The sequence below is a fragment of the Arthrobacter sp. ISL-30 genome (assembly GCF_018613855.1).
GTDB lineage: Bacteria > Actinomycetota > Actinomycetes > Actinomycetales > Micrococcaceae > Arthrobacter.
This window is the reverse complement of sequence record NZ_JAGGPK010000040.1, coordinates 58,223-78,419: the sequence shown is the minus strand read 5'-3', so window position 1 is coordinate 78,419 and position 20,197 is coordinate 58,223. Positions and strand designations below refer to the sequence as shown.

The following is a 20,197-nucleotide window of genomic DNA, read 5'->3' as shown; positions in this document are numbered from 1 at the left end:
TGACCCATGTCGGCTATTGACCCGTCTGTTGGAACGGGTCTACGGTTGGCGGCGGTCGGCGGCAAATCGTTTTGGCAGGTTTTGGCTAGTTTGGCAACTTTTGAGCGCCGCCTACGTCCGGGCGCGGCACCCAACTGGCTCGCAGTTGTTGTCGCTATGAGCCGTCATAACGACAACAACTGCCATCTACTTGGGAGCCACACGGCTGGTCAACCATCGATTCAAAGGACAAGCGTTTGCACCCATTCCTCAAGAGCCGAGCCGCCGGATGGTACTCCGCGCGACTTCCGCCGCCCTGGCAGCACCGAGCGGCGTCGGCTATCCCGGTGCACACTGTGGTCTTGGCGTGGGGACACAGCAATGGCGTGGGGACATCCGAATCCGGACGTCCCCACGCCATTTCCCGGTCCCGGAGGAATTTGCGCGTCCGGGGAGGTGTGCTGCTTATTCGTAAACGTGCGGCGCCAGGGTGCCCACGAAGTCCAGGTTGCGGTACTTTTCGCCGTAGTCCAGGCCGTAGCCGACAACGAATTCGTTGGGGATGTCGAAGCCAACGTACTTGACGTCGATCTCCACCTTGGCTGCGGCAGGCTTACGGAACGCGGTGCAAATTTCCACTGTGGCGGTGCCGCGGGATTCCAGGTTGGTCTTCAGCCAGGACAGGGTCAGGCCTGAGTCGATGATGTCCTCGACAATCAGGACATCCTTGCCCATGAGGTCGGTGTCCAGGTCCTTCAGGATCCGAACTACCCCGGAGGACTGCGTGCCGGAGCCGTAGGAGGACACGGCCATCCAATCCATGCTGACGTGGCTGTGCAGGGCACGGGCGAGGTCCGCCATGACCATGACGGCGCCCTTCAGCACGCCCACAATCAGCAGCTCACGCCCTTCATAGTCCTTGTCGATCTCGGCGGCCAGCTCGGAAATCCGCTGCTGGATCTGTTCCTTGGTGTAGAGAACGTGCTTGAGGTCTGCCTGGACGTCGTTTGAATCCACCAATGGCTCCTGTAGATGCGTTGGGTGCGGCTAGTGTTGGGGCTTTTTGGAATGCCGGAATACTAGCTTCCCACAGCGGGCACCCTCCCGGGCAACCCCACCTGATTGGGAGGCTGCTTCCTGTTCCAGCTGCGAAAGCGAGGCACGGTAGACGCTGACGCTCCCCGGCAGTTCCACCGGCCCCGCCGAGCCCTGCCTTCGGAGCAGCGCCTCCGCGGCCTGGAGCCGGCCATAACCGGGTTGTTGGCCGCCGACGTCGGCAGCAGCCTTCGCGATCACCCGGAACCTTAGGGCCGGGGCAAGGTCGCGGACGGGCTCTTCGGGCAGCCAGACGCCGTCGTCCGTTCGGTGCACCAGCTCGTCATAGGTGCGGTCCGCGAGGTCGTCGAGGAAGTCGGCATCCTGCTGCAGGATGGCTGCTGTTCGCGCAAGGGATTCTGCTACGCCCGGGCCCAGCTTCTCCTCCAGGACAGGCATGACCTCCAGCCGGGTCCGGGAGCGCGCGAAGGAAGGGTCGAAATTGGAGGGATCATGCCAGGGTTCAAGTTCCTCCGCAGCGCAGATTTCCAGGGTCTCAGTCCGGCGCAGGTCGAGGAATGGGCGCAGTATCCTCCCGCGGACAGGTCGCATTCCCGCCAGGGAGCGCGTGCCGGAACCACGTGCCAGGCCCAGCAGGACCTGTTCGGCCTGGTCGTCCAGGGTGTGGGCCAGCAGGATGGCATCGCAGGCAAGGTCGTCGGCCGCGGCCTCGAGTGCACCATGGCGGGCATCCCGGGCAGCGGCTTCGGGACCGAACCCTGTCGCTGCAACCTCCACGGTGCGCACCTGGACGGGCTTGAGGCCAAGGTCCTCCATGGCCGCCGCGGCACGCCCTGCGACCTCGGCCGAACCTTCCTGGAGCTGATGGTCCACAACCACGCCGGCTACTTCAATCGGATGCCCGTCTACATGGCCCCGCCTGGCAAAGTATGCGGCCACGGCTGCGAGCGCCAGGGAATCGGCTCCCCCGCTGCAGGCAACAAGGACCCGTTGCGGATAGCCGGCGGCGGCCAGCGATTCCTGAAGCATTTGGCGGGCCTTGCCCACTACAGGCGCGAGGCGCCCCGGCCGGCGTCGGCCTGCGGTCACAGACCCATCCGCTCGAGCCACAGCTTGGAGTCGTGGATCTCAGGCTCGGTGGGCAGGTTCTCCTGGGACTCCCAGACGCGGTTGAAGCCTTCCATGCCAGCCGCTGCCTCCACGGCGCGGACGAACTTGGCGCCGTCGTTGTATTGCCGCATCTTGGCGTCCAGCCCAAGAAGGTTCCTGATGAACTTCTCTACGACGCCGCGGTCCTTGCCCCTGTCATTGAAGCGCTGCCTGATGGTCTTGACCGACGGAACGATCTTCTCGTCGACGGCATCCATTACCACGTTCGCGTGCCCCTCCAGGAGGCTCATGACCGCCGTGATGTGGGAAATGGATTCCTTCTCCTCGGGGTCCTGGAGGAGGTCCAGGATTGCGCCGCGGCTGGGCGTTGAGCCGGAAGCTGTCCGGTCGCGAAGGGATTTCGCGGCCGCGGCTGCCCGCTCCATGAGAGTGTCCATGTTGCCCAGCAGGTGCCGGCTGAGCTTCTCGATCTCATCCAGCATGTGCTGCCGCAGCCAGGGAGCAGCGGCGAACTGCACGCGGTGGGTCTGTTCATGCAGGCAGACCCAGAGCCGGAAGTCGTCGGGATTGACGTTCAGCTCCCGCTCCACGGAAATGATATTTGGCGCCACCAGGAGCAAGCGACCTGCCGAGGACGAGCTGGACCCGGGCGGGAGCGGGGCAAAGGGGTCGTACTGGCCGAGGACTTTGCTGGAAAGGAACGCCAGGACCGCGCCTAGCTGGCTGCCCGTGATGGTTCCACTGACGTTTGCCGCAACGGGGCTCAGGGAGCCCCGGCGATTTTCAAGCATCTTCTCCAAGGCAGGCTTCAGCATCACCGCGAAGCTTTGGGTGTTGGCCTTCGACCACGAGGCGCGGTCCACCACGAGGACGTGCGAATCATTCAGGTCCCGGGCCGCCTCCAGCCCCGTGATGTGGTGCACGTGCGGCACCGAAATGTCAGCCTTGAGCCGCAGGTTGTTTACGGCCTGCACGATCTCGGATGGACTGAGGGAAGGGCCTGGGGGAGCCAGCCGGGCTGCGGTTGACGCAGCCAGCTCCCAGTTGACAAGGGCCTCGGCCTGTTCTGATGACTCCATATGTCCCATCACATCACACGGTGCTGGGAGTGCGCCTTAAAGTTCGCTGACCGGCGAACTCAGCGGCAGCCGCAGGAGGCAAGGATCGACGCCGAACGGTCCAGCGCAGCCTTGTTTCCGGCCGCCCCGGGAGTGAGCCCGTTTCCGATGAACGAGAACACCAGGAGCCTCCCGTCGGCGTCTACGACGTATCCGCTGAGGGCGATCACCGAATTGAGGGTTCCGGTCTTGGCCCGTACCAGGCCAGCTCCTCCGGCGGTGGTCGCGTCGGCGTAGCGGTCGCCGAGCGTGCCGGTGAGGCCAGCCACGGGGAAGCCTGCCAGCGCCGCCCTGAGCCGGGTATCGGCCCCGGAGGTAATGGCCCGGACTACCTCGGAGAACTGCCGTGCTGTGACGCGGTTTTCCAGCGCGAGGCCGGAAACGTCGGCGAGCCGCATCTTCGCGGCATCCACGCCCAGCTCCGCCAACTGTGCCTGCACAGCCGCGGTGGCGCCGTCGTTGCTTCCCGCGAGGCCTGTCTTCACGGCGGTCATCCGCCCCAGGATCTCTGCGAGGTAGTTGTCTGAGACCTGCAGCATCAGGTCCACCTGTTGCCGGACGGTGGCCGAGTCAGCCGAGGCGAACACCTGCGGCGCCTGACCGGTTCCGTCACCTGCGCTGGTTCCACGTTCGACGGCGGAGGCAACAGTCAGTCCCGCACCGGCTGCTGCCGCCCGAAGCTGCTCGGCAAAACGTTGGGCGGCGTCGAGGGCCGCATCCTGGGGTCGCGGTCCTGTGGTGACTGCGGGGTCGAATCGCGCCGAGCCGAGGGCGAGGGGAAAGAGCGGCGCGATTTCGCCGGCTGCCACGTCTTCTGGGCTCCAGTTCGGGTTCAAGGCGGGACCGCTGAAGAGCGAGTCATCCAACATGACTGTAAGTTCGCCCGTCACGCCTTCGGCCTTGAGGGCCGCCACCGTGTCCGTGGCAAGGGTGGCGAGGCCCGCATGGCCCAATACGGCGTCGGGATTCGAGGCGCCTGCTCCGAGCAGCACGTCCCCTCCCCCTGTGAGCACCACGGTGGCCGGGGTGGCGCCTTGGACCACCTTGGTGCTGAATACCGTCTCGGGGCCCAGCGCCTTGAGTGCGGCCACTGCAGTCAGGAGCTTCATGTTCGACGCCGGGATGCGGTTCTCGTCGCCTCCCCGGTCAAACAGCACGGTCCCGGTAAGTGCATCCTGCACGACCCCCGTAAAGCTGCCCCCGCCGTCGGCCGTAAGCGTGCCGTTCAGCAGGCGCGCCACTTCCGAGGGAACAGGCAGCGGCGCGGAAGTATCCAACGGCCCCACACCCTCCGTTGTGGAAAGCTCCGTCGGGGCCTGTTGCCAGGCGGGCTTTTCAGGGGAGGGGGCCGTACGGGGGCCAAGGATTCCGGGTGCAAGGGCAAACAGCATCGGAATCGCCAGCGCGGCCAGTACAAGCAGCAGGGCCAGCAAGGGAAAGAAGCGGCGCACGGCCAATGCCGCCGGGCTGCCCCAACCCCGGTCGATCGTGCTTTTCATGCAGCCTGTGGTCCTTAAAGTCCTGATATTCCCCGTCGGTTCAAGAAACCTGGGCCTCTCGCTATATCCTCAATAGTAGTCGGCGGCACCGACTGGTCTTTTGCGTGCCGCAAGCCCCTCACCGCCAAGGAGCACTCCATGAAGCACGACGTGACCATCGAGATCCCCAAGGGATCACGCGTCAAGTACGAAGTTGACCACGAAACCGGCCGCGTTCGCCTTGACCGTGTCCTCTTCACCGCAATGCAATACCCCACCCACTACGGCTACTTCGAGGACACCCTCGGTGAAGACGGCGACCCGCTAGATGCGCTGGTGCTCCTGCAGGACTTCGATCTCCACCCGGGTGTCATTGTCGAGGCTCGTCCCATCGGCGTCTTCAACATGACCGACGACGGCGGCGGAGACGCCAAGGTCCTGTGCGTTCCGGCCGACCCCCGGTTCGACCACATCCAGGAAGTCTCGGACGTGAACGACTTCCTGATCAAGGAAATCGAGCACTTCTTCACCCGCTACAAGGACCTTGAGCCGGGCAAGTGGGTCAAGGCCGAGGGCTGGGCCGACCGTGCCGCGGCCGAGGCAGAGCTGGAAGCGTCCATCAAGCGCTTCGGCAAAGGCCACTAAAGCAGGTCCCGACGGCGGCCGGCGCGGTTCCCTGCGAACCGCGCCGGCCGCCGTCGTACTTTTTAAGCAACGCGGGGATGGGGACTGCTCCCCATCGCACGGCCATCGGCGCGCACCTAGGCTTGGACAGGACTTTTCCTTTCCAAACCACACAGGGGGATGCAATTGGCCGGTTTCTACGGCGCCGATGTGGCTCAACTCCGCACTCTGGCCGGCGCCATGGGCAAAGCGGCCGATGCCATCAACCTGCAGAGCACCCAGCTCTCCAACCTGATCAACACCAACAACTCCTGGCAGGGCCAGGACGCGGCCCACTTCAAGAGCGACTGGAACAGCAGTCATCGGCAGAGCCTCATGAAGGCGGCCAGCAAGCTCCGCTCAGGAGCACGCGAGCTCAAGGACCACGCCAACCAGCAGGAATTCGCGTCCCACAAGAATGCGGAAAGTTCCGTAGGGGTCATCACCGACGTCTACGAGACCTCCCAGGGCATCAAGGACTTCGGCGCCCAGCTCTGGCAGGCCTACAAGCTGGGCAAGCTTGGCTGGGAGGAGTTCGGGAAGACCAAGGAGATCCTGACCAACTGGCGTGCTGGCGGCACCGTTTTGCGTGAGGCCCTGGACTCGCTCCGCAACGGCGGCAAGATCACGGACGTCATCTCGGACCTCAAGGCGAACATCCCCTACAGCCAGGCTTTCCAGGACGCCTCGAAGTTCTCCAAGGGCCTGAGGGTAGCTGGCGCCCTGGCGGCGCCATTGAACATCGTCGGCGGCATCAGCGACATGATCAGCCCGGAACACGATGGCTGGCGCGGCACCGGCGACCGCGTAGCCGGCGGGCTGTCGGTGGTGGGCGGTGTCGGGAGCATCATGCTCATGACGGCTGGCGGCGCTGCGATGTTGGGGCCCATTGGAGCGCCGATCGTCGTGGGAGCGGGTCTTGTGGCGGCCGGCTGGGCGCTGGGCAACCTGGTGGCGGACAACTGGGATTCCATCAGCAACTTCGCCCGGAACCCGGGCAGCTACCTCGCCGATGGCGCACGGGAAGTGGGCAATTTCGCCAAGGATGTTGGCAGTAAGGTGGCTGATGGGGTCGGGGACGCGGCCAAATCGGTCGGTAAATTCGTCGGAGGGATATTCGGATGAGCACCACAACCATGAAATGGACGCAGCGCGACGTCGAATGCGCGGCCAGGATCCTGGGGTCGGCCTCCGCGGAAGGCACTCCGCTTCCCACGCTGACGGACGAGGAAGTGGTTGCGCTGGACGGCATCCAGCACGAACAGATCGTGGCCCTGCCATGGCTCAGCGTGCAGGACGCCGGCAAGGACATCATGTGCGCCATCGCCCTGCGCGGCTTGCTCGCCAAGGAACTTGTCTACCCGGTCATTTTCGAGGGCGAGACCGAGCCCAGCCGCCTGCATGCCACCGAGGAGATCACCGGCGCACTCACTCTGCGCCGCAGCGGAGACACGGTGGTGTCGATCGAACGCACCGTCTCCACGGGCAAGCGCTGGCTGTACGCGTATGTGCACCTTGAGGGGGTCCTGCTGGAGGAAGTGGACGACGGCGGCCTGCACGGCTTCACTGTCATCACCCGTGCCGAGCTGGCGTCCCGACTTGTCGCCTTTGTCGACCCGGAGGGGTCTGCCTCCCGCGACAGCGAAACCACCTCGTATATAGAGGCCGAGTTTGAGAGTCAGGCCCCTACTGTCCTCGCGGACACCCAGGCCGCAAGCAATGTGGTTTCATTCAGCACCGACTCGGACGATCTCCCTACCGTCACCGTCTACACCGGCCCGTCCGGCGTACACGTCCTGACGCCTCGCCTGCAGGGGGAGGCGGTGTCGCTGGAACTTCAGGAGACGTCGCCGTCCACCCTTGCCGGCGTCCTGGCGTCCCTGGCCGGTACCGCCTGACTCATATCGCTGGCTGATCCGGTCCGCACACCAACCATTCCCGTCCCGAAAGTCTTTGATGAGCATTTTCAGCACACCGTCCAGCACCGGCCTTGTGGATGCGCTCAACGGCCGCCCGGTGCGGCGCCATACGGAAACGGGAGCCTTTTACGTCCCCAAGGCAGGGTGGTCGCATTTCTGGGGCCGGACGTTGGACGCCATTGTGGTCGTTGCAGTAGCCGGTGTCCTGATGGGCGTGCTGAACAGCCTGGTCCAAAACTTCGCCCTGGGTTCGCTCTCCTACTCGCTGATGTCCAGCACGGCACTCTATGCAACCGTGCTGGCCGCCATCTGGTTCCTGGTGCTCTTCGTCTACGGCATGATCTGCGGCACCGTCGGCGGGGCTGGAGATGCTGCGTTCGGGATGCGCGGGGTACGTATCAGTGACGGCACGACGGCGGGCGCGCTGCACGGCGGCTGGCGGGCAGTTTGCTGGTCCTTCGCTCCCCTGTACATGGTCATGGCGATCGCCGTGGCCGTCAGCGGCGGGAACGGGGACAGCTTCGAGGCCAAGTTCACCGCCGTCGACCTTCGCTCCGGCCTGGCCAAGGGGATGGAGCCTGTTCCGGATCCCAAGGTCGCAGCCAAAGCCCAGCAGGAGCGCGACGCCCAGGAACAGCTGCCAAAGCTCTACGGAAACAACGACGGCCTTCATGGCTGACCAGCCACCAACCTGGCTGGCACGCCGTGCTGTCCGGCGTTACGGCCCACAACTCGGAGCCTTCAGGACCAGCGGATTCTCCCGGCATCTCGCCTGGAAGTGGTTCCCCTGGCTCCTTCTGGCGGGTTTCGTCTTCGGTGCCATAGCGGAGTTCACCGGTTCGCCCACGTCCTCCCGGAGCCCGGGGTTGTTTTCGAATATCCCGCTGTATGTCCTCGTGAGCCTCCTGGCCGGCATCGTACTGTGCGCATCACCCTTCCTTCGAGCTTCCGGCGCATCCTGCTGTTCGACCACGGCCTTGTATATCGCTACGCCCATGCTCATACCGCCGCCGTCATTCGCTGGCAGGACATCGACGCTCATTCCATCCGGACTGTATCGTCCCCCAACGCCACTCCAGCCGAGTCAAGGCTCCGGACCCTGCATCCGGCCGGCCTCGAGCCCTTGGGCGCCAATGGACGCAATGCAGTGGTTTTCCGCGCTACCGCCGCTCCCCTGGCGGCTGGTTCCGCTCCGGGTCCCACTTCCGGTGCCGCTCGGGGTGCCGCTCGGGGTGCCGCAACGGGGCCGCGCTTCTTTTCGTTCGGCACGCACAGGGACCTGGCGCCGCTGGTGCTGGCCATCCATCATGCAATGCTCGACGCCGGGATTCCCGGCGCAGCGGACGTCGCCACCCGGGCGCTGCCGCCCGCCGTCGTCTCCGGGCCAGTGAGCCTGGACCGCTGAGGAACGTCCGCCTGTTGCCCCCGCACATTTGCCCGCGGCCGTCCCCCTGCCGGTAGCATGATCCACAATGTTCACGCTGACGATCAACCAACGCGACAGCCGCCGCGACGGAGACCGTGTGCCCGAATTGCTCAAGGACCTCAGGCACATTCCGGCACTTCTCGACTTCGATCGCTCAGTGGAGGATGAGGTCCAGGGCATCGTCGACTGCGCGCACCAGGCCGTGGAAAGCGCCCTGATCGCAGTCCGCAACGGACACTGGTACGTGGGGATCGGCGTCGGGCCCGTGAACGAGCCCCTGCCCAACCAGATCAAGGACGCGTCAGGCCACGGTTTGGTCTATGCGAGGCGCGCCGTAGACCGCCTCCGCAACGGCAAGGAGCGTGTGCCAGTGGCGGTGGAGGGACCATTTGCGGCAGTTGCAGCGGAAGCAGAAGCGGTGTTGCATCTGCTGGGCCACATCATCCAGCATCGCACCGCGGCCGAATGGCGGGTGCTGGACCTGCTGACCCCGGGAGTCAGGGGCCAGCAGAAGGCCGTGGCGGAGGAGCTTGGCATCACTACCCAGGCTGTCAGCAAGGCCCTTGCCCGGGCGCAATGGGTCGAAGAGCATGCGGCCCGACCGGCCGCCGCGAGGCTCCTGCAGATGATCCTCGAGGTGCGCTAGGAACTTAGCTCCGGACGGCTTTCAACGCCGTTGACCAGGAAATGAGCTGGTCCAGGAGCGGTTCCAGCGCCTCTTCATCACTTTCACTGGGCTTGAAGGTGGTGAAATCCTCGAACTCCGTGACGAACGGCAGTGCCACCTGGGCCCGCACGTCTGCGATTTGCAGCTCACCGGCGATCAGGCGCAGGTTTTCGACGGCCCCCATCGGCGGGCTTTCTTCTTGACGTAGCGGCGCGTCTCATTTCCTTGGAAATGGAACACCGGGCGCAGCAGAGGCCTACTGTCAGCTTCCGTATCGGGGACGCCTTTGGGACATTCCAAAAGGTCGTAATGAGAGGCTTAGTTTTGCGGCGGGGAGGCTGCTTAGCCGGGGCTGCGTCGGTCGGTGGGTTCTTCGGGATGGCCAAGGGTGTCTTTGACTTTGCCGGCGAGTTGTTCGGTGATGGCTTCGCTGATGGCGCTTTCGTCCAGGTCTTCGGTTCCGCCTTCGGGTATTTCGAACAGGAGCCGTTCGGCGTAGGGTGCTTCCCGGCCAAGGGTGTAGGCGACCGTGTTCTGTTCTGAGGTGTGTCGTGCGCCTGCAACGTCGCGTTTGCCTGTCGCGAGTTCATGCACCATATTCAGCCCCAGGACGTTTGCGGCTTCGGAATCGCAGCGGGCTGACACTTCTCCCCTCGTCCGGTCGACGAGGATGGAGCCGTCGAACTCCGCGATGGCACTGATCAGGGGCGGCGGCACACGGTAGTCGATGGTCTGGGTGAGAAAATCCGTGTGCACCGTTGGCCAGTTGTGAACGACGGAGTCGCTGGTGATCTCGGTCCGCTTCCACGGCCCGTTCCGGTACCAGGTCAGCCGCGTGAGAGTGGCCTCATTGGGTGGGCCGTACTTGGACAGCATCTGCTCCGCCACTTTCTTCTGCGCTTCCGGCCACTCCTCAATGACGACCGCAACATCGGCCTCGTCCACGATCAGCTCCGCGCCCCGCTGCGTTTCGTGTTCCCCCTTGGCCTTATACCTGATGCCTTGGGCCACCGCGCGTGCAGTAGTCGCCATCCGCTCCCTCGTATTGAGGTCCTTTGGCTGAAATTCAGGAGCCGGTTCGGACATCTTGTCCACCCTCTCTCAGAAAACTCTGCAGGTGCCGTTTACCCGGCGGGCCCTACATGTTTCGGAATATATTTCGACGATAGACACTGCCGATACAAAGATCCATACTGTCCCCAGACACCCCTGAAACCAGTTCTGGAGCGACGGGACGGAGTGCAGCGCGGTCCACGAGCCCTCACCTGGCTCCTCAACGCCTTGGATGAGCAGACCAGGCGACGGGCTTATGAGGCGGTTCGTGAAGCGCGCTATCCGGTATCAAAAGTGGATGTCTGAGAGGCGCTGGGCATTGGCGTCCGGCTCGCTGCTTTCCACCTCGACAAACTCGTGGAAGAAGGGCTCCTCAGCGCCTATTACGCCAGACAGGAGGGCAAACGTGGTGGACCGGGGGCAGGAAGGCCTCCGAAGTGGTACATCGCCAGCGGCCATGGTTTCGACATCACACTGCCGTCGAGGCGCCATGACCTTGCCAGGCCTAGCCCTGACCGGTTATGCGTCAGCACTCTCTTCATGCAGCCCCATTCAACAGGCAAGAATGCGGCGCCGGAGATTTAGTCAGTGGTGAGGCCCCAGAACCGTCGTGACGACCACTCATGCCTAGACGCGTAAGCCGCAAGAGCTTCGTCAGCTGATTCAACTGCAGGCAAGCTCAGCGCACGGCCCACCTCAGCCCAGGTATGACCGTTCGCGACCGCATTGCGAATGGCCTCTCCCATGGCCTTATCTAACGCTGTTGCTGCACTGCAACACTCCCGCACGGATGCCAGCGGTTCGTCCCGGCTCCTGCCGGCATGAAGTCGTAGCCGGAGGTTCTTGCCGGATCCTTTGATACGTAAAACGGCGCCGTTCCTGCCGATCATTGGGGCCCTCCCTTGTCGGCCGCTATACCTAAACAGTACGTCCGGTCAACGGGGAAATCGCAGCCACAGCTCTCCTTCATTGGCTTGGAGATCCCCAGGTGCAAAGAGGCTTTCCTAGGCCGCGGGGCGTCCACAGATTTAAGACCACATCCTCTGCCTGGTATTGAGCGGCCTGAGCCAGCTTTAGACGTAGCGCCTGCATTCCACAATCTTGGAACTGAAACACCGGCCGCATGCTACAAAACCATGTCTCAATAGGACCAGCATCGTGATTTGACGCTTATAGGAGCATCAAGGGGCTTTCCCTTGACTGGGATAACGATTTCCTCCTAGACTTCCACCAAGCGTCAACCCCAACTAGTCCCAGGCAGATTTCCATGACCCTCGCCCCCAGTTTGGCACCGCCGCCAGCCGCGCAATCCCGAACCGCACCGTCCTCACGGGCGGAAGCCCGATCGCTCTCAAGCCCGTCAACCCTCCCTCTGTCAACCCTGGTAACGGGCATTTGCTCGGTGACCCTGCGACAGCACGACGTCGACAGTGTTGTCTCGGTTGCCGGGGCCGCCCGGCTTGGCGGCATTGAATGGGGAACGGACGTTCACATCCGCGATGCTGAGTCGGCCCTCCATGCCCGCGCCGCGACACTTTCAGCGGGCCTGGACATCCTGTCCTTGGGCTCCTACTACCGCGCCGGCACCTTCGGTGACTTCGAATCGGTGCTCAATCTGGCCTCCCAGCTTGGCGCTCCAAGGATCCGGATTTGGGCTGGCGGGTCCGGCTCAGCAGACGCCGACGCCGAGTATTGGCAGGCGGTGGCGGGGGACGCCCGAAGGATTGCCGATCTGTCCGCCGAGCGCGGAATGGACATCGCCTTTGAATACCATGGGGACACCCTGACGGACTCAGTGGAGAGTACCCTGCAGCTTCTCCACAGCGTAGACCGTCCAAACGTCGGTACCTACTGGCAGCCCGCCGTCGGCGTCTCAGACCAGGAGGCCCTGGCCTCCCTCCGGCAGCTCGTCGGGCATGTCTCCGGAATCCACTGCTTCTCATGGATGCCCCGGATCGAGCGCCACGCGCTTTCCGACCGCAAGCGGCTGTGGCAGGCAGTCACCGACGTCCTGAGGGAAAACGGTCGGCAGGCGGACATGATGCTCGAATTCGTCGCAGGCGACCTCGCGGACAACGTCCTGCGCGACGCCGGCTTCCTCAATCACATTGCCCTCGGAGAATGACTCGCGAAATGACAGAGCAAATATCACCATCGCTGTACCGACCCAGGGCGCTGATAACCATGGCTCCCCCCAACCTGGCAGACATGGTGTTCGGGCCGGGCTGGCCGGGACTCCGGGAACGCGTCGAACTGCTGAGCGACGCCGTCGTCGGCGACCTTAGCAATGTTGCGCCTAATGTCCTCGAGCAGGTGGAAGTCCTGATTACGGGTTGGGGCGCCCACCCACTTTCTCCGAAACTGCTCCAGGACATGCCGCTTTTGCAGGCCATCATTCACCAGGGCGGCGACACATCCCACTTCCTGCCCCAGGGCTCCGGCCGCAGCATCCGGATGTGGAACGCGGGAGAGGCCAACGCAACACCGGTGGCCGAGTACACCCTCGCGATGATCCTCCTTTCCAACAAGGAGGCCTTCCGGGCGGTGCGCCTGTATCAACATCTTCAGGCCGGAATCGATCGCGAGGCGCACTTCCCTGATTCGGGCAACTACCGTCGCACAGTAGGAATCGTCGGAGCCTCCCGCATTGGACGGAAGGTCATTGAACTGCTGAAGGCCTTCGATCTCGACGTCCTCGTCTTCGATCCCACCCTGTCACCTCAGGACGCAGCACCACTTGGCGCGCAGCTGGTGAGCCTGGAGGAGCTCATGGGCAGCAGCGACGTCGTCTCCGTCCACGCGCCCGTTCTGCCCTCAACCGTGGGCATGATCGGCGCCGCAGAAATAGCCCGCCTGCACGATGGCGCAACCCTGATCAACACGTCCCGGGGGGAGCTGTTGGACCAGGATGCACTGCTGGCCGAACTGGAGACGGGGCGTATCAGCGCTGTCCTGGACGTCGCCACGCCGGACGTCCTGCCTCCGGGCCACGCCCTTTATGAGCTGCCGAATGTCGTCTTGACTCCCCATATTGCTGGATCGATGGGCGACGAACTCCGACGGCTCGGCCTCCAAGTGCTTGACCATCTGGACAGCTTCCGCTCCACTCAGACCTCCTCCCACCCCGAAGGACCGATCCATGCCTGAAAAGCTGCTTCAGCGTTCCGTGCCGGGGCTGACTCCCACCGTTGTCCGGAATCCTGTCCTCCCGGGCTTCTTTCCCGATCCATCAATCGTCCGGGTGGGCGAGTGGTACTACCTCGCCAACAGCTCCTTTGAGTGGTTCCCGACAATTCCAATCCATCGCTCCAGGGACCTCATCAACTGGGAATTCGCCGGCTCCCTTAGGGGACCCGGTGTGGACTTCACCTTCGATGGAATCCAGGATTCGGCCGGAATTTGGGCACCTTCGCTCAGCTGGGATTCGGGAGAGTTCTGGCTCACGTTCACGGTTGTCCGCTCATTCGGCGGAGCGCACAAGGACATGGACACCTACGTCACCCGAGCCCGGGACGTGGCCGGCCCCTGGTCCCCTCCGGCCCGGGTAACCACCACAGGCTTCGACCCTTCGATCTTCCATCATGAGGGCCGCCATTGGCTGGTCAACATGGAGTGGGACCATCGCCCCAATGGTCGGGGCGGGTTTGCAGGCATCAACGTCCAGAAACTGACGACCGACGGAACGGCCACAGTGGGCGCACCGGTGCCCATCCTCCGGAGCCCAACCCTCATAGAGGGCCCTAATCTCTACTTCCGCGATGGATGGTTCTACCTGATGACGGCCGAGGGCGGGACCGGCTTCAACCACGGCATCCTGATGCTTCGTTCCCGGGACCTGCTCGGTCCGTACCAGCCGGATCCGCAGGGACCGCTGCTCACAAGCCGTGACGACGACGACCTTCCGCTTCAGAAGGCAGGGCACGGCGAGGTGGTGGAAACTCCCGACGGCGACTGGTACCTGGTCCATCTGGCCAGCCGCTGCATTGAACGGGATGGAGAACGTCGCGCAATCCTTGGCCGCGAGACCTGTCTTCAGAAGCTTCGCTGGGAGCAGGGCGGCTGGCCGAGGCTGGAACAGGGCGGCTGTCATCCTGCCACGGAAGTATCGGCACCCAAAGCCAGTTCTCCCAGCCACCAATCCGATGCAGCGGAGGCCGTGTCAGGGGCCTTGTCAGCGGCCCTGCCGGGGGCCTTGTCAGCGGCCCTGCCGGGGGCCTTGTCAGCGGCCCTGCCGGGGGTCTTACCGAAGGCTGGGGAAGAGGTCCAGTGGCCCTGGAACACGCTGCGTTCGGAGTCCTCAAGGGGCGAGTGGCTTGATACGACTGTGCGTCCGGGCTGGCTGCGCCTGCGCGGGCGGCGAAGCACGGATTCGGTGCGGGAGCAGAGCCTGCTGGCACAACGGATCACCCGCGACGCCGTAACGGTGGACGTGGTGGCCGACGCCAGGCCCCGAAACTACAGCCAGTCCGCCGGGCTCATCCTGTATTACAACACCTCCGCCTACTTCTATCTCCGCCTCTCGGTGCGCGAAGCCCGCCTAGGCACCGCGACCGAGAGCACCACCGCCCAGAGCACCCCGGACGGCCCCCACACCCCGGAGCCGGACACCTTGCTGGAACGGATCGTTGAAGTGTGGGAGCGCGATGCACTGAACGGCCTGCTCATTCACGGTTCAACAACCCTCCCCGATGAAGGCCCCGTGCGGATGAAGGCCGACCTCGCGGACGGATGGCTGCAGTTCCATGTCGGTGCAGAAGGCGCCGCATTGCACCCTCTTGGCCCGCGATTGGATGCCACCCACCTGTCCGACGACTATGGGAAAGCCCTGAGGTTCACCGGTCCTTTTGCCGGGATCTGCACCCAGGATCTCCGGGACCAGAAATTCAGCGCTGACTTCACCGACTTCAGCCTCCGCCCCGGGGTCCACACGCCCAAGTAGCTGGCAGTTGTGGTCGTTATGGGGCTTCATAACGACCACAAGTGCTGGTCAGTTGGGCAGGAGGCTACGGCTCGACTCGCCGGTAGAAGCCCGCACCACCAGTTCCGGCTTTACTGTTGATGTGGCCGGTACCTCATTGCCCTCAATGGCCGCGGAAAGGAGCTTGAAGGCCCGCTCCCCAAGGTCCACGAAGTCCTGGCGAACCGTTGTCAGGGCGGGCCGCCAAAGGGCCACGTGCGGCTGATCATCGAAGCCCACCACGGAAACGTCCTCAGGAACCCGGATCCCGTGGTCCAGCAGGGCACGCATCACGCCGATCGCGACGTCGTCGTTGCCACAGAACACGGCTGTCACATCGTCGCGCCTGGCGAGTTCCTCACCCGCCTTGTAGCCGCTCAAAGGATCCCAGGTGGCATGCAGTGCCGGTGGAATCTCGACCCCGGCCGCTGTCAGCGCCGCCTTCCACCCCTCGGTGCGACCCGACTGCTTGCCCATGGTCGGTACGGCCACGTGGTGCACAGTCCGGTGCCCCAGGGACAGCAAGTGGTTGGTCACGTCCCGCCCTGCCGAGCGTTCGTCCAGTAATGCACTCGGCGCAGGGCCGGAACGTCGCGTGCCTCCGCCGGCCACCACCAGGGGAACTGTTTGCGGGAAGGCCTTTGCTGCCGCCATGCCGGGACGGTCGAACTCCAGGGCGATCACGCCGGCCACAGGCTGGGAGAGCACCAGGTCAAGGGCGGCGTTCACGGCGCCTTCGTCATCGGACTCCACGACGGCGATAATCACCGACATGCCGGCCCGGCGGGATGCCTGCTCGATTCCCTCAATAGTCTTCGCGTAACCGTAGTTCGACGTTCCGCCGGTGAGCACGGCCACCATGGACCGCTTGCCCGACCTCGTTGCACGCGCGGCGCTGTTGGGCCGATAGCCGAGGTCGCTTACGGCCTTCATGACGCGCTCACGGAGCTCCGGCGCGACATACTTGCTGCTGGTCAGCACGCGCGACACCGTGGGCACAGAAACTCCGGCCGCCTTCGCAACATCGCTGAGGACAGGCACTTTTTTGTGGTTCGGAGGAGTCGCGTTACTAGTCACATCCTCAGACTAGCGCCAGATCCCGACGCCGGACACTATTGGAGGTAATCGTTTTCCTATTTTCAGGAAAAAGTCCGGGAAAACCTGCAGGCCGTGGTCGCCGGCCTGCAGGTTCGACGTTTGTTAGAGGAGGCTGCGCAGCACGAGGGCCGCGCCGTCGTCGTACACGGAGGCGGTGACCTCATCGGCGACCGCCATCACTTCGGCCGGCGCCTGGCCCATGGCGATGCCCCGGCCAGCCCAGCTGAGCATCTCGATATCGTTCCGGCCGTCGCCGATTGCGATGGTGCGATGCGGCGGCGTGCCAAGCTTGCCGCGGAGGTGCTCAAGGGCGCTGGCCTTCGTAACGCCTGCGGCGGCAATGTCCAGCCAGGCGGTCCATCCGACCGAATAGGTCACGCCAGCCAGGCCGATCTGCCGGATGGCGCGGGAGAACTCATCAGGCGTGTTCTCGGTGCTGAAGACGACCACACGCACGGCGGTAGCCTCAAGCATCGTTTGGAAATCCACGCCCACTGCCTCGACCCCAAAACTTGCATCCTGGAAACGTTCGGTGGAGAGGAAGTTTCCGTCCTCGTCCTCCAGGGCATACTTCGCCGAGGGCAGCTTCTCGCGGAGGGCCCGCAGCGCAGGCGCGGGGTCGAAAGTGGCTTTGTGGATAATTTCATAACCGTCGGCCAGCGCCGGGTCAAGGCGCAGGGTCACGCCGCCGTTACAGCAGACGGCATAGCCCCGGTCCAAGCCGATCTGCTCGATGACAGGCAGGGCGGCATTCAGCGAACGGCCAGTGGCGATGAGGACGTCATGCCCGTCGGAAACGACGGCATGGGCGGCTTCCCGAACACCGGGCGACATGTGGCCGTCGTGGTCCACGAGGGTTCCGTCGACGTCCAGGGCAATCATGAGCTTGTTGTGGTTACGCCGGTCATCGGTGCCGGCGACTGAGTCTTCAGTCAGAATAGTCATTTACCTAGTGAAGCAGAGACCCCTGACAGCCGCTAGGACGCAGCCCACGGTGAGGCGTGAACAGGTGGTTAATATTCACAGCCCCCGGCTACAGGACGGGGAGGACTTCCATGCCGCCGAGGTACTTCTGCAGGGCAGGCGGTACGTTGACCGAGCCGTCAGGGTTCTGGTGGTGTTCCAGGATGGCCACGATCCAGCGGGTAGTTGCGAGCGTTCCGTTGAGGGTAGCGGCGGTCCGGGTACCCTTGGGGGCTCCGTCCTCGTTGAACATGCGCTCCCTGATGTTCAACCGGCGGGCCTGGAAGGTGGTGCAGTTCGACGTGGAGGTCAGTTCCCGATAAGCGTTCTGGGTGGGCACCCAGGCCTCACAGTCGAACTTCCTGGCAGCCGAGGTGCCAAGGTCACCGGCAGCGGTATCGATCACCCGGTACGGGAGTTCACACTTAGCCAGCATCTCCTCTTCCCAGGCCAGCAGGCGCTCGTGCTCTGCGGCTGCTTCCTCAACAGTGGTGTAGATGAACATCTCCACCTTGTTGAACTGATGCACGCGGATGATTCCGCGGGTGTCCTTGCCGTGTGATCCGGCCTCGCGCCGGTAGCAGGAGCTCTGCCCGGCGTAACGGATGGGACCAGTGGAGAAATCAAGGATTTCGTCGGCGTGGTATCCGGCGAGGGCCACCTCCGAGGTTCCCACGAGGTAAAGGTCGTCTTCGGCCAGGCGGTAGATCTCGGCGTCGTGCTTGACGTCGAAGCCGGTTCCCTGCATCGTCTCGGGCCGCACGAGCGTGGGGGTGATCATGGGGACGAAGCCAGCTTCGATCGCCTGGTCCATAGCCATCTGCAGCAGTGCCATTTCCAGGCGGGCACCAACACCCTTGAGGAAGTAGAAACGGGCACCGGAGACCTTGGCGCCGCGCTCCATGTCGATCGCGCCGATCAATTCACCGATTTCCAGGTGGTCCTTCGGCTCGAAGTCGGGGAATTCCCGTGGCGTGCCAACCGTCTTGACCACGATGTAATCGTCTTCGCCGCCAGAAGGAACGCCCGGCTCAATCAGGTTGGGAATGCTGCGCAGAAGCTCTTCCTGCTTGGCCTGGGCGGCATCAGCCTCGGCCGACGCAGCCTTGACGGAATTCGCCAGCTCCTTTACCTCGGCAAGCAATGCCTGCTTCTCCTCGCCCTTTGCCTGGGCCACCTTCTTGCCGAAGGCGTTTTGTTCGGCGCGCAAGTTCTCAAAGCGGATAAGCGCGGCACGGCGGGAAGTGTCGGCGGCGATGATCGCGTCCACGATGGACTCATCGGCGCCACGGGCGCGCTGGCTGGCACGGAACTTGTCCGGATTCTCGCTGAGGTCTTTTACGTCGATCACCAGACAAGAGTATCGAACCGCAAGGATAGTGTTGGATTTACCATGAGCGACTGGATCCTGTACGTCATCCTCGCTGGGGGCCTGGTCTTTGCCGCCACCAGCTGGTGGGGCGTGCGCCGGTTGAGGGCCAAACACTCCCGCAGTGCTGTCCGCGAGGAGCCCTATCAGCCCAGCGGGGGCGTCCAGAAGGTGGCCGTGGTCCTGAATCCGATCAAGGCCAAGGCCGAGGATGCCCGGAGGTCGATCCGGGAGGCATGTCTGGCGGCCGGCTGGGAGGAGCCTAGATTCTTCCTCACCACTGCCGAAGATCCAGGGCACACGCAGTCACATGCCGCGATTAAAGCAGGGGCCGACGTCGTTCTTGCCTGCGGGGGTGACGGAACCGTACGCGTGGTGGCGCAGGCGCTGGCCCATACCGGCATCCCCATGGGATTGATCCCGCTGGGAACCGGGAACCTGCTGGCACGCAACATCGACCTCGACGTGAACAACCTGCATGCCAGTATCCAGACGGCGCTCTTTGGACATCAGCGCTTCATTGACACTGCCCGGATGGCGATCGAAAACGACCGGACTGGCCTGGCGACCGAACATGCCTTCCTCGTGATAGCGGGAATGGGCCTGGACGCCGAGGTGGTAGGCGACACGAATGACGACTTGAAAAAGGCCGTTGGCTGGCTGGCCTACACCGAGGCTGGGGTGCGCCACCTGCCGGGTCGGCGCAAAAGGGTCAGCATTTCAATGGATGACGAGCCCGAGCAGACCAGGAAAATCCGCAGCGTCCTGTTCGCTAATTGCGGTCTGATCCCTGGTGGCATCGACTTCATTCCCCAGGCGATGATTGACGACGGTGTGCTGGACGTGGTGGTGATGAGCCCCCGTAGCGCGATCGGCTGGCTGTCCATGTATGCCAAAGTTATGTTCAAGCACAAGCGCAACCTGCCGGTAATGAACTTCTATCGCTCAGCGAAGCTGGTCATTCAAAGCCCTGAGCCGATGGCCACCCAAGTGGACGGTGATCCGGCCGGGGAGGCCACCAAGGTCACTGTGCAGGTCCAGCCCCGGTCCTTGCTGGTTCGTGTGCACCATGTCCCGGGGGTGGAGACGGAAAGCTAGGAGCGTCTAGTGGGCTGCCTTCTTCTGCTCTTCGGCGGCCTGGGCCTCTGCGGCCCTCTGTGCCTCGGCGGCGGCCTTGGCTGCCCGCGCCTCCGACTGCTCGCGAATCATGGCCTGTTCCTCTTCAAAGCGCAGGCGGTCCGCCCGGTCCGCCTCGTCTCCGTCCCAGTCCAGGTTCTCTGACTTCGGCTTGGGATTGACAATCATTCCCTGGCCGTCGCTATCCATTCTGCTGCCCGACAT

At 63.9% G+C, this 20,197-nt stretch carries 20 protein-coding genes; 10 read left to right on the top strand and 10 right to left on the bottom strand.

The genetic code is table 11. From position 1 onward, the window contains the following. Nucleotides 1-444: 444 nt before the first annotated feature. The 4 genes from hpt to dacB are packed head-to-tail and all read right to left on the bottom strand — an operon-like array spanning nt 445 to nt 4,762. Complete coding sequence (hpt, locus tag J7E82_RS15880) at nt 445-996, bottom strand: hypoxanthine phosphoribosyltransferase (RefSeq protein WP_214864309.1); 552 nt, start codon at nt 994-996, stop codon at nt 445-447. A 30-nt stretch (nt 997-1,026) separates the two neighbouring features. Further along, complete coding sequence (gene tilS, locus J7E82_RS15875) at nt 1,027-2,064, bottom strand: tRNA lysidine(34) synthetase TilS (RefSeq protein ID WP_214864335.1); 1,038 nt, start codon at nt 2,062-2,064, stop codon at nt 1,027-1,029. A gap of 56 nt (nt 2,065-2,120) precedes the next feature. Continuing rightward, nucleotides 2,121-3,224, bottom strand: a complete 1,104-nt coding sequence (locus tag J7E82_RS15870; protein ID WP_251041975.1) for a zinc-dependent metalloprotease — start codon at nt 3,222-3,224, stop codon at nt 2,121-2,123. Between the two features lie 59 nt (nt 3,225-3,283). Then, a complete protein-coding gene (gene dacB / locus J7E82_RS15865) occupies nt 3,284-4,762 on the bottom strand; it encodes a D-alanyl-D-alanine carboxypeptidase/D-alanyl-D-alanine-endopeptidase (RefSeq protein WP_214864306.1) in 1,479 nt (492 codons plus the stop codon). A gap of 138 nt (nt 4,763-4,900) precedes the next feature. Here dacB and J7E82_RS15860 point away from each other — a divergent pair, with 138 nt between their 5' ends. The 6 genes from J7E82_RS15860 to J7E82_RS15835 all read left to right on the top strand — a co-directional run bounded on the left by J7E82_RS15860 (nt 4,901) and on the right by J7E82_RS15835 (nt 9,395). After that, nucleotides 4,901-5,386 (top strand): inorganic diphosphatase, encoded by a 486-nt coding sequence (locus J7E82_RS15860; RefSeq protein ID WP_214864304.1) that lies wholly within the window; start codon nt 4,901-4,903, stop codon nt 5,384-5,386. 189 nt (nt 5,387-5,575) lie between these two features. Next, nucleotides 5,576-6,529 (top strand): hypothetical protein, encoded by a 954-nt coding sequence (locus J7E82_RS15855; protein ID WP_308113884.1) that lies wholly within the window; start codon nt 5,576-5,578, stop codon nt 6,527-6,529. Further along, the gene (locus J7E82_RS15850; RefSeq protein ID WP_214864300.1) at nt 6,526-7,302 is read left to right on the top strand and encodes a hypothetical protein; all 777 of its coding nucleotides are present in this window, start codon (nt 6,526-6,528) and stop codon (nt 7,300-7,302) included. The genes J7E82_RS15855 and J7E82_RS15850 overlap by 4 nt, the downstream gene beginning before the upstream one ends. Nucleotides 7,303-7,360: 58 nt before the next feature. Further along, entirely contained in the window at nt 7,361-8,002 is a 642-nt protein-coding gene (locus J7E82_RS15845) for a hypothetical protein (RefSeq protein WP_214864298.1), read from the top strand. A gap of 243 nt (nt 8,003-8,245) precedes the next feature. Further along, entirely contained in the window at nt 8,246-8,728 is a 483-nt protein-coding gene (locus tag J7E82_RS15840) for a hypothetical protein (protein ID WP_214864296.1), read from the top strand. A gap of 67 nt (nt 8,729-8,795) precedes the next feature. After that, on the top strand, nt 8,796-9,395 hold the full coding sequence (locus J7E82_RS15835; protein ID WP_214864294.1) for a hypothetical protein: 600 nt from the start codon (nt 8,796-8,798) through the stop codon (nt 9,393-9,395). A 4-nt stretch (nt 9,396-9,399) separates the two neighbouring features. Here J7E82_RS15835 and J7E82_RS15830 read toward each other — a convergent pair whose 3' ends face one another. Further along, nucleotides 9,400-9,600, bottom strand: coding sequence for a hypothetical protein (locus tag J7E82_RS15830; protein ID WP_214864293.1), 201 nt, complete (start codon nt 9,598-9,600; stop codon nt 9,400-9,402). Between the two features lie 158 nt (nt 9,601-9,758). Next, on the bottom strand, nt 9,759-10,448 hold the full coding sequence (locus J7E82_RS15825) for a hypothetical protein (protein WP_214864291.1): 690 nt from the start codon (nt 10,446-10,448) through the stop codon (nt 9,759-9,761). A gap of 1,423 nt (nt 10,449-11,871) precedes the next feature. On the opposite strand from J7E82_RS15825, the gene J7E82_RS15820 reads away from it, so the two are divergent. The 3 genes from J7E82_RS15820 to J7E82_RS15810 are packed head-to-tail and all read left to right on the top strand — an operon-like array spanning nt 11,872 to nt 15,408. Further along, entirely contained in the window at nt 11,872-12,594 is a 723-nt protein-coding gene (locus J7E82_RS15820; protein ID WP_308113883.1) for a TIM barrel protein, read from the top strand. Between the two features lie 8 nt (nt 12,595-12,602). Continuing rightward, entirely contained in the window at nt 12,603-13,616 is a 1,014-nt protein-coding gene (locus J7E82_RS15815; RefSeq protein ID WP_214864287.1) for a hydroxyacid dehydrogenase, read from the top strand. Further along, nucleotides 13,609-15,408 carry a family 43 glycosylhydrolase gene (locus tag J7E82_RS15810; protein ID WP_214864286.1) on the top strand — a complete coding sequence of 600 codons (1,800 nt, stop codon included), beginning with the start codon at nt 13,609-13,611 and terminating at the stop codon, nt 15,406-15,408. Before J7E82_RS15815 ends, J7E82_RS15810 begins: the two co-directional genes overlap by 8 nt. Nucleotides 15,409-15,456: 48 nt before the next feature. Here the strand turns inward: J7E82_RS15810 and J7E82_RS15805 are convergent, their stop codons facing one another. The 3 genes from J7E82_RS15805 to serS form a co-directional block, all read right to left on the bottom strand. Continuing rightward, complete coding sequence (locus J7E82_RS15805; protein WP_214864284.1) at nt 15,457-16,503, bottom strand: LacI family DNA-binding transcriptional regulator; 1,047 nt, start codon at nt 16,501-16,503, stop codon at nt 15,457-15,459. Between the two features lie 123 nt (nt 16,504-16,626). Next, a complete protein-coding gene (locus J7E82_RS15800; protein ID WP_214864282.1) occupies nt 16,627-17,469 on the bottom strand; it encodes an HAD family hydrolase in 843 nt (280 codons plus the stop codon). Nucleotides 17,470-17,557: 88 nt separating this feature from the next. Beyond that, nucleotides 17,558-18,838, bottom strand: coding sequence for a serine--tRNA ligase (serS, locus tag J7E82_RS15795; RefSeq protein WP_214864280.1), 1,281 nt, complete (start codon nt 18,836-18,838; stop codon nt 17,558-17,560). Between the two features lie 42 nt (nt 18,839-18,880). Here serS and J7E82_RS15790 point away from each other — a divergent pair, with 42 nt between their 5' ends. Beyond that, a complete protein-coding gene (locus J7E82_RS15790; RefSeq protein ID WP_214864279.1) occupies nt 18,881-19,954 on the top strand; it encodes a diacylglycerol kinase family protein in 1,074 nt (357 codons plus the stop codon). Between the two features lie 6 nt (nt 19,955-19,960). On the opposite strand, the gene J7E82_RS15785 is transcribed toward J7E82_RS15790, so the two are convergent. Beyond that, a complete protein-coding gene (locus J7E82_RS15785) occupies nt 19,961-20,197 on the bottom strand; it encodes a hypothetical protein (protein WP_214864277.1) in 237 nt (78 codons plus the stop codon).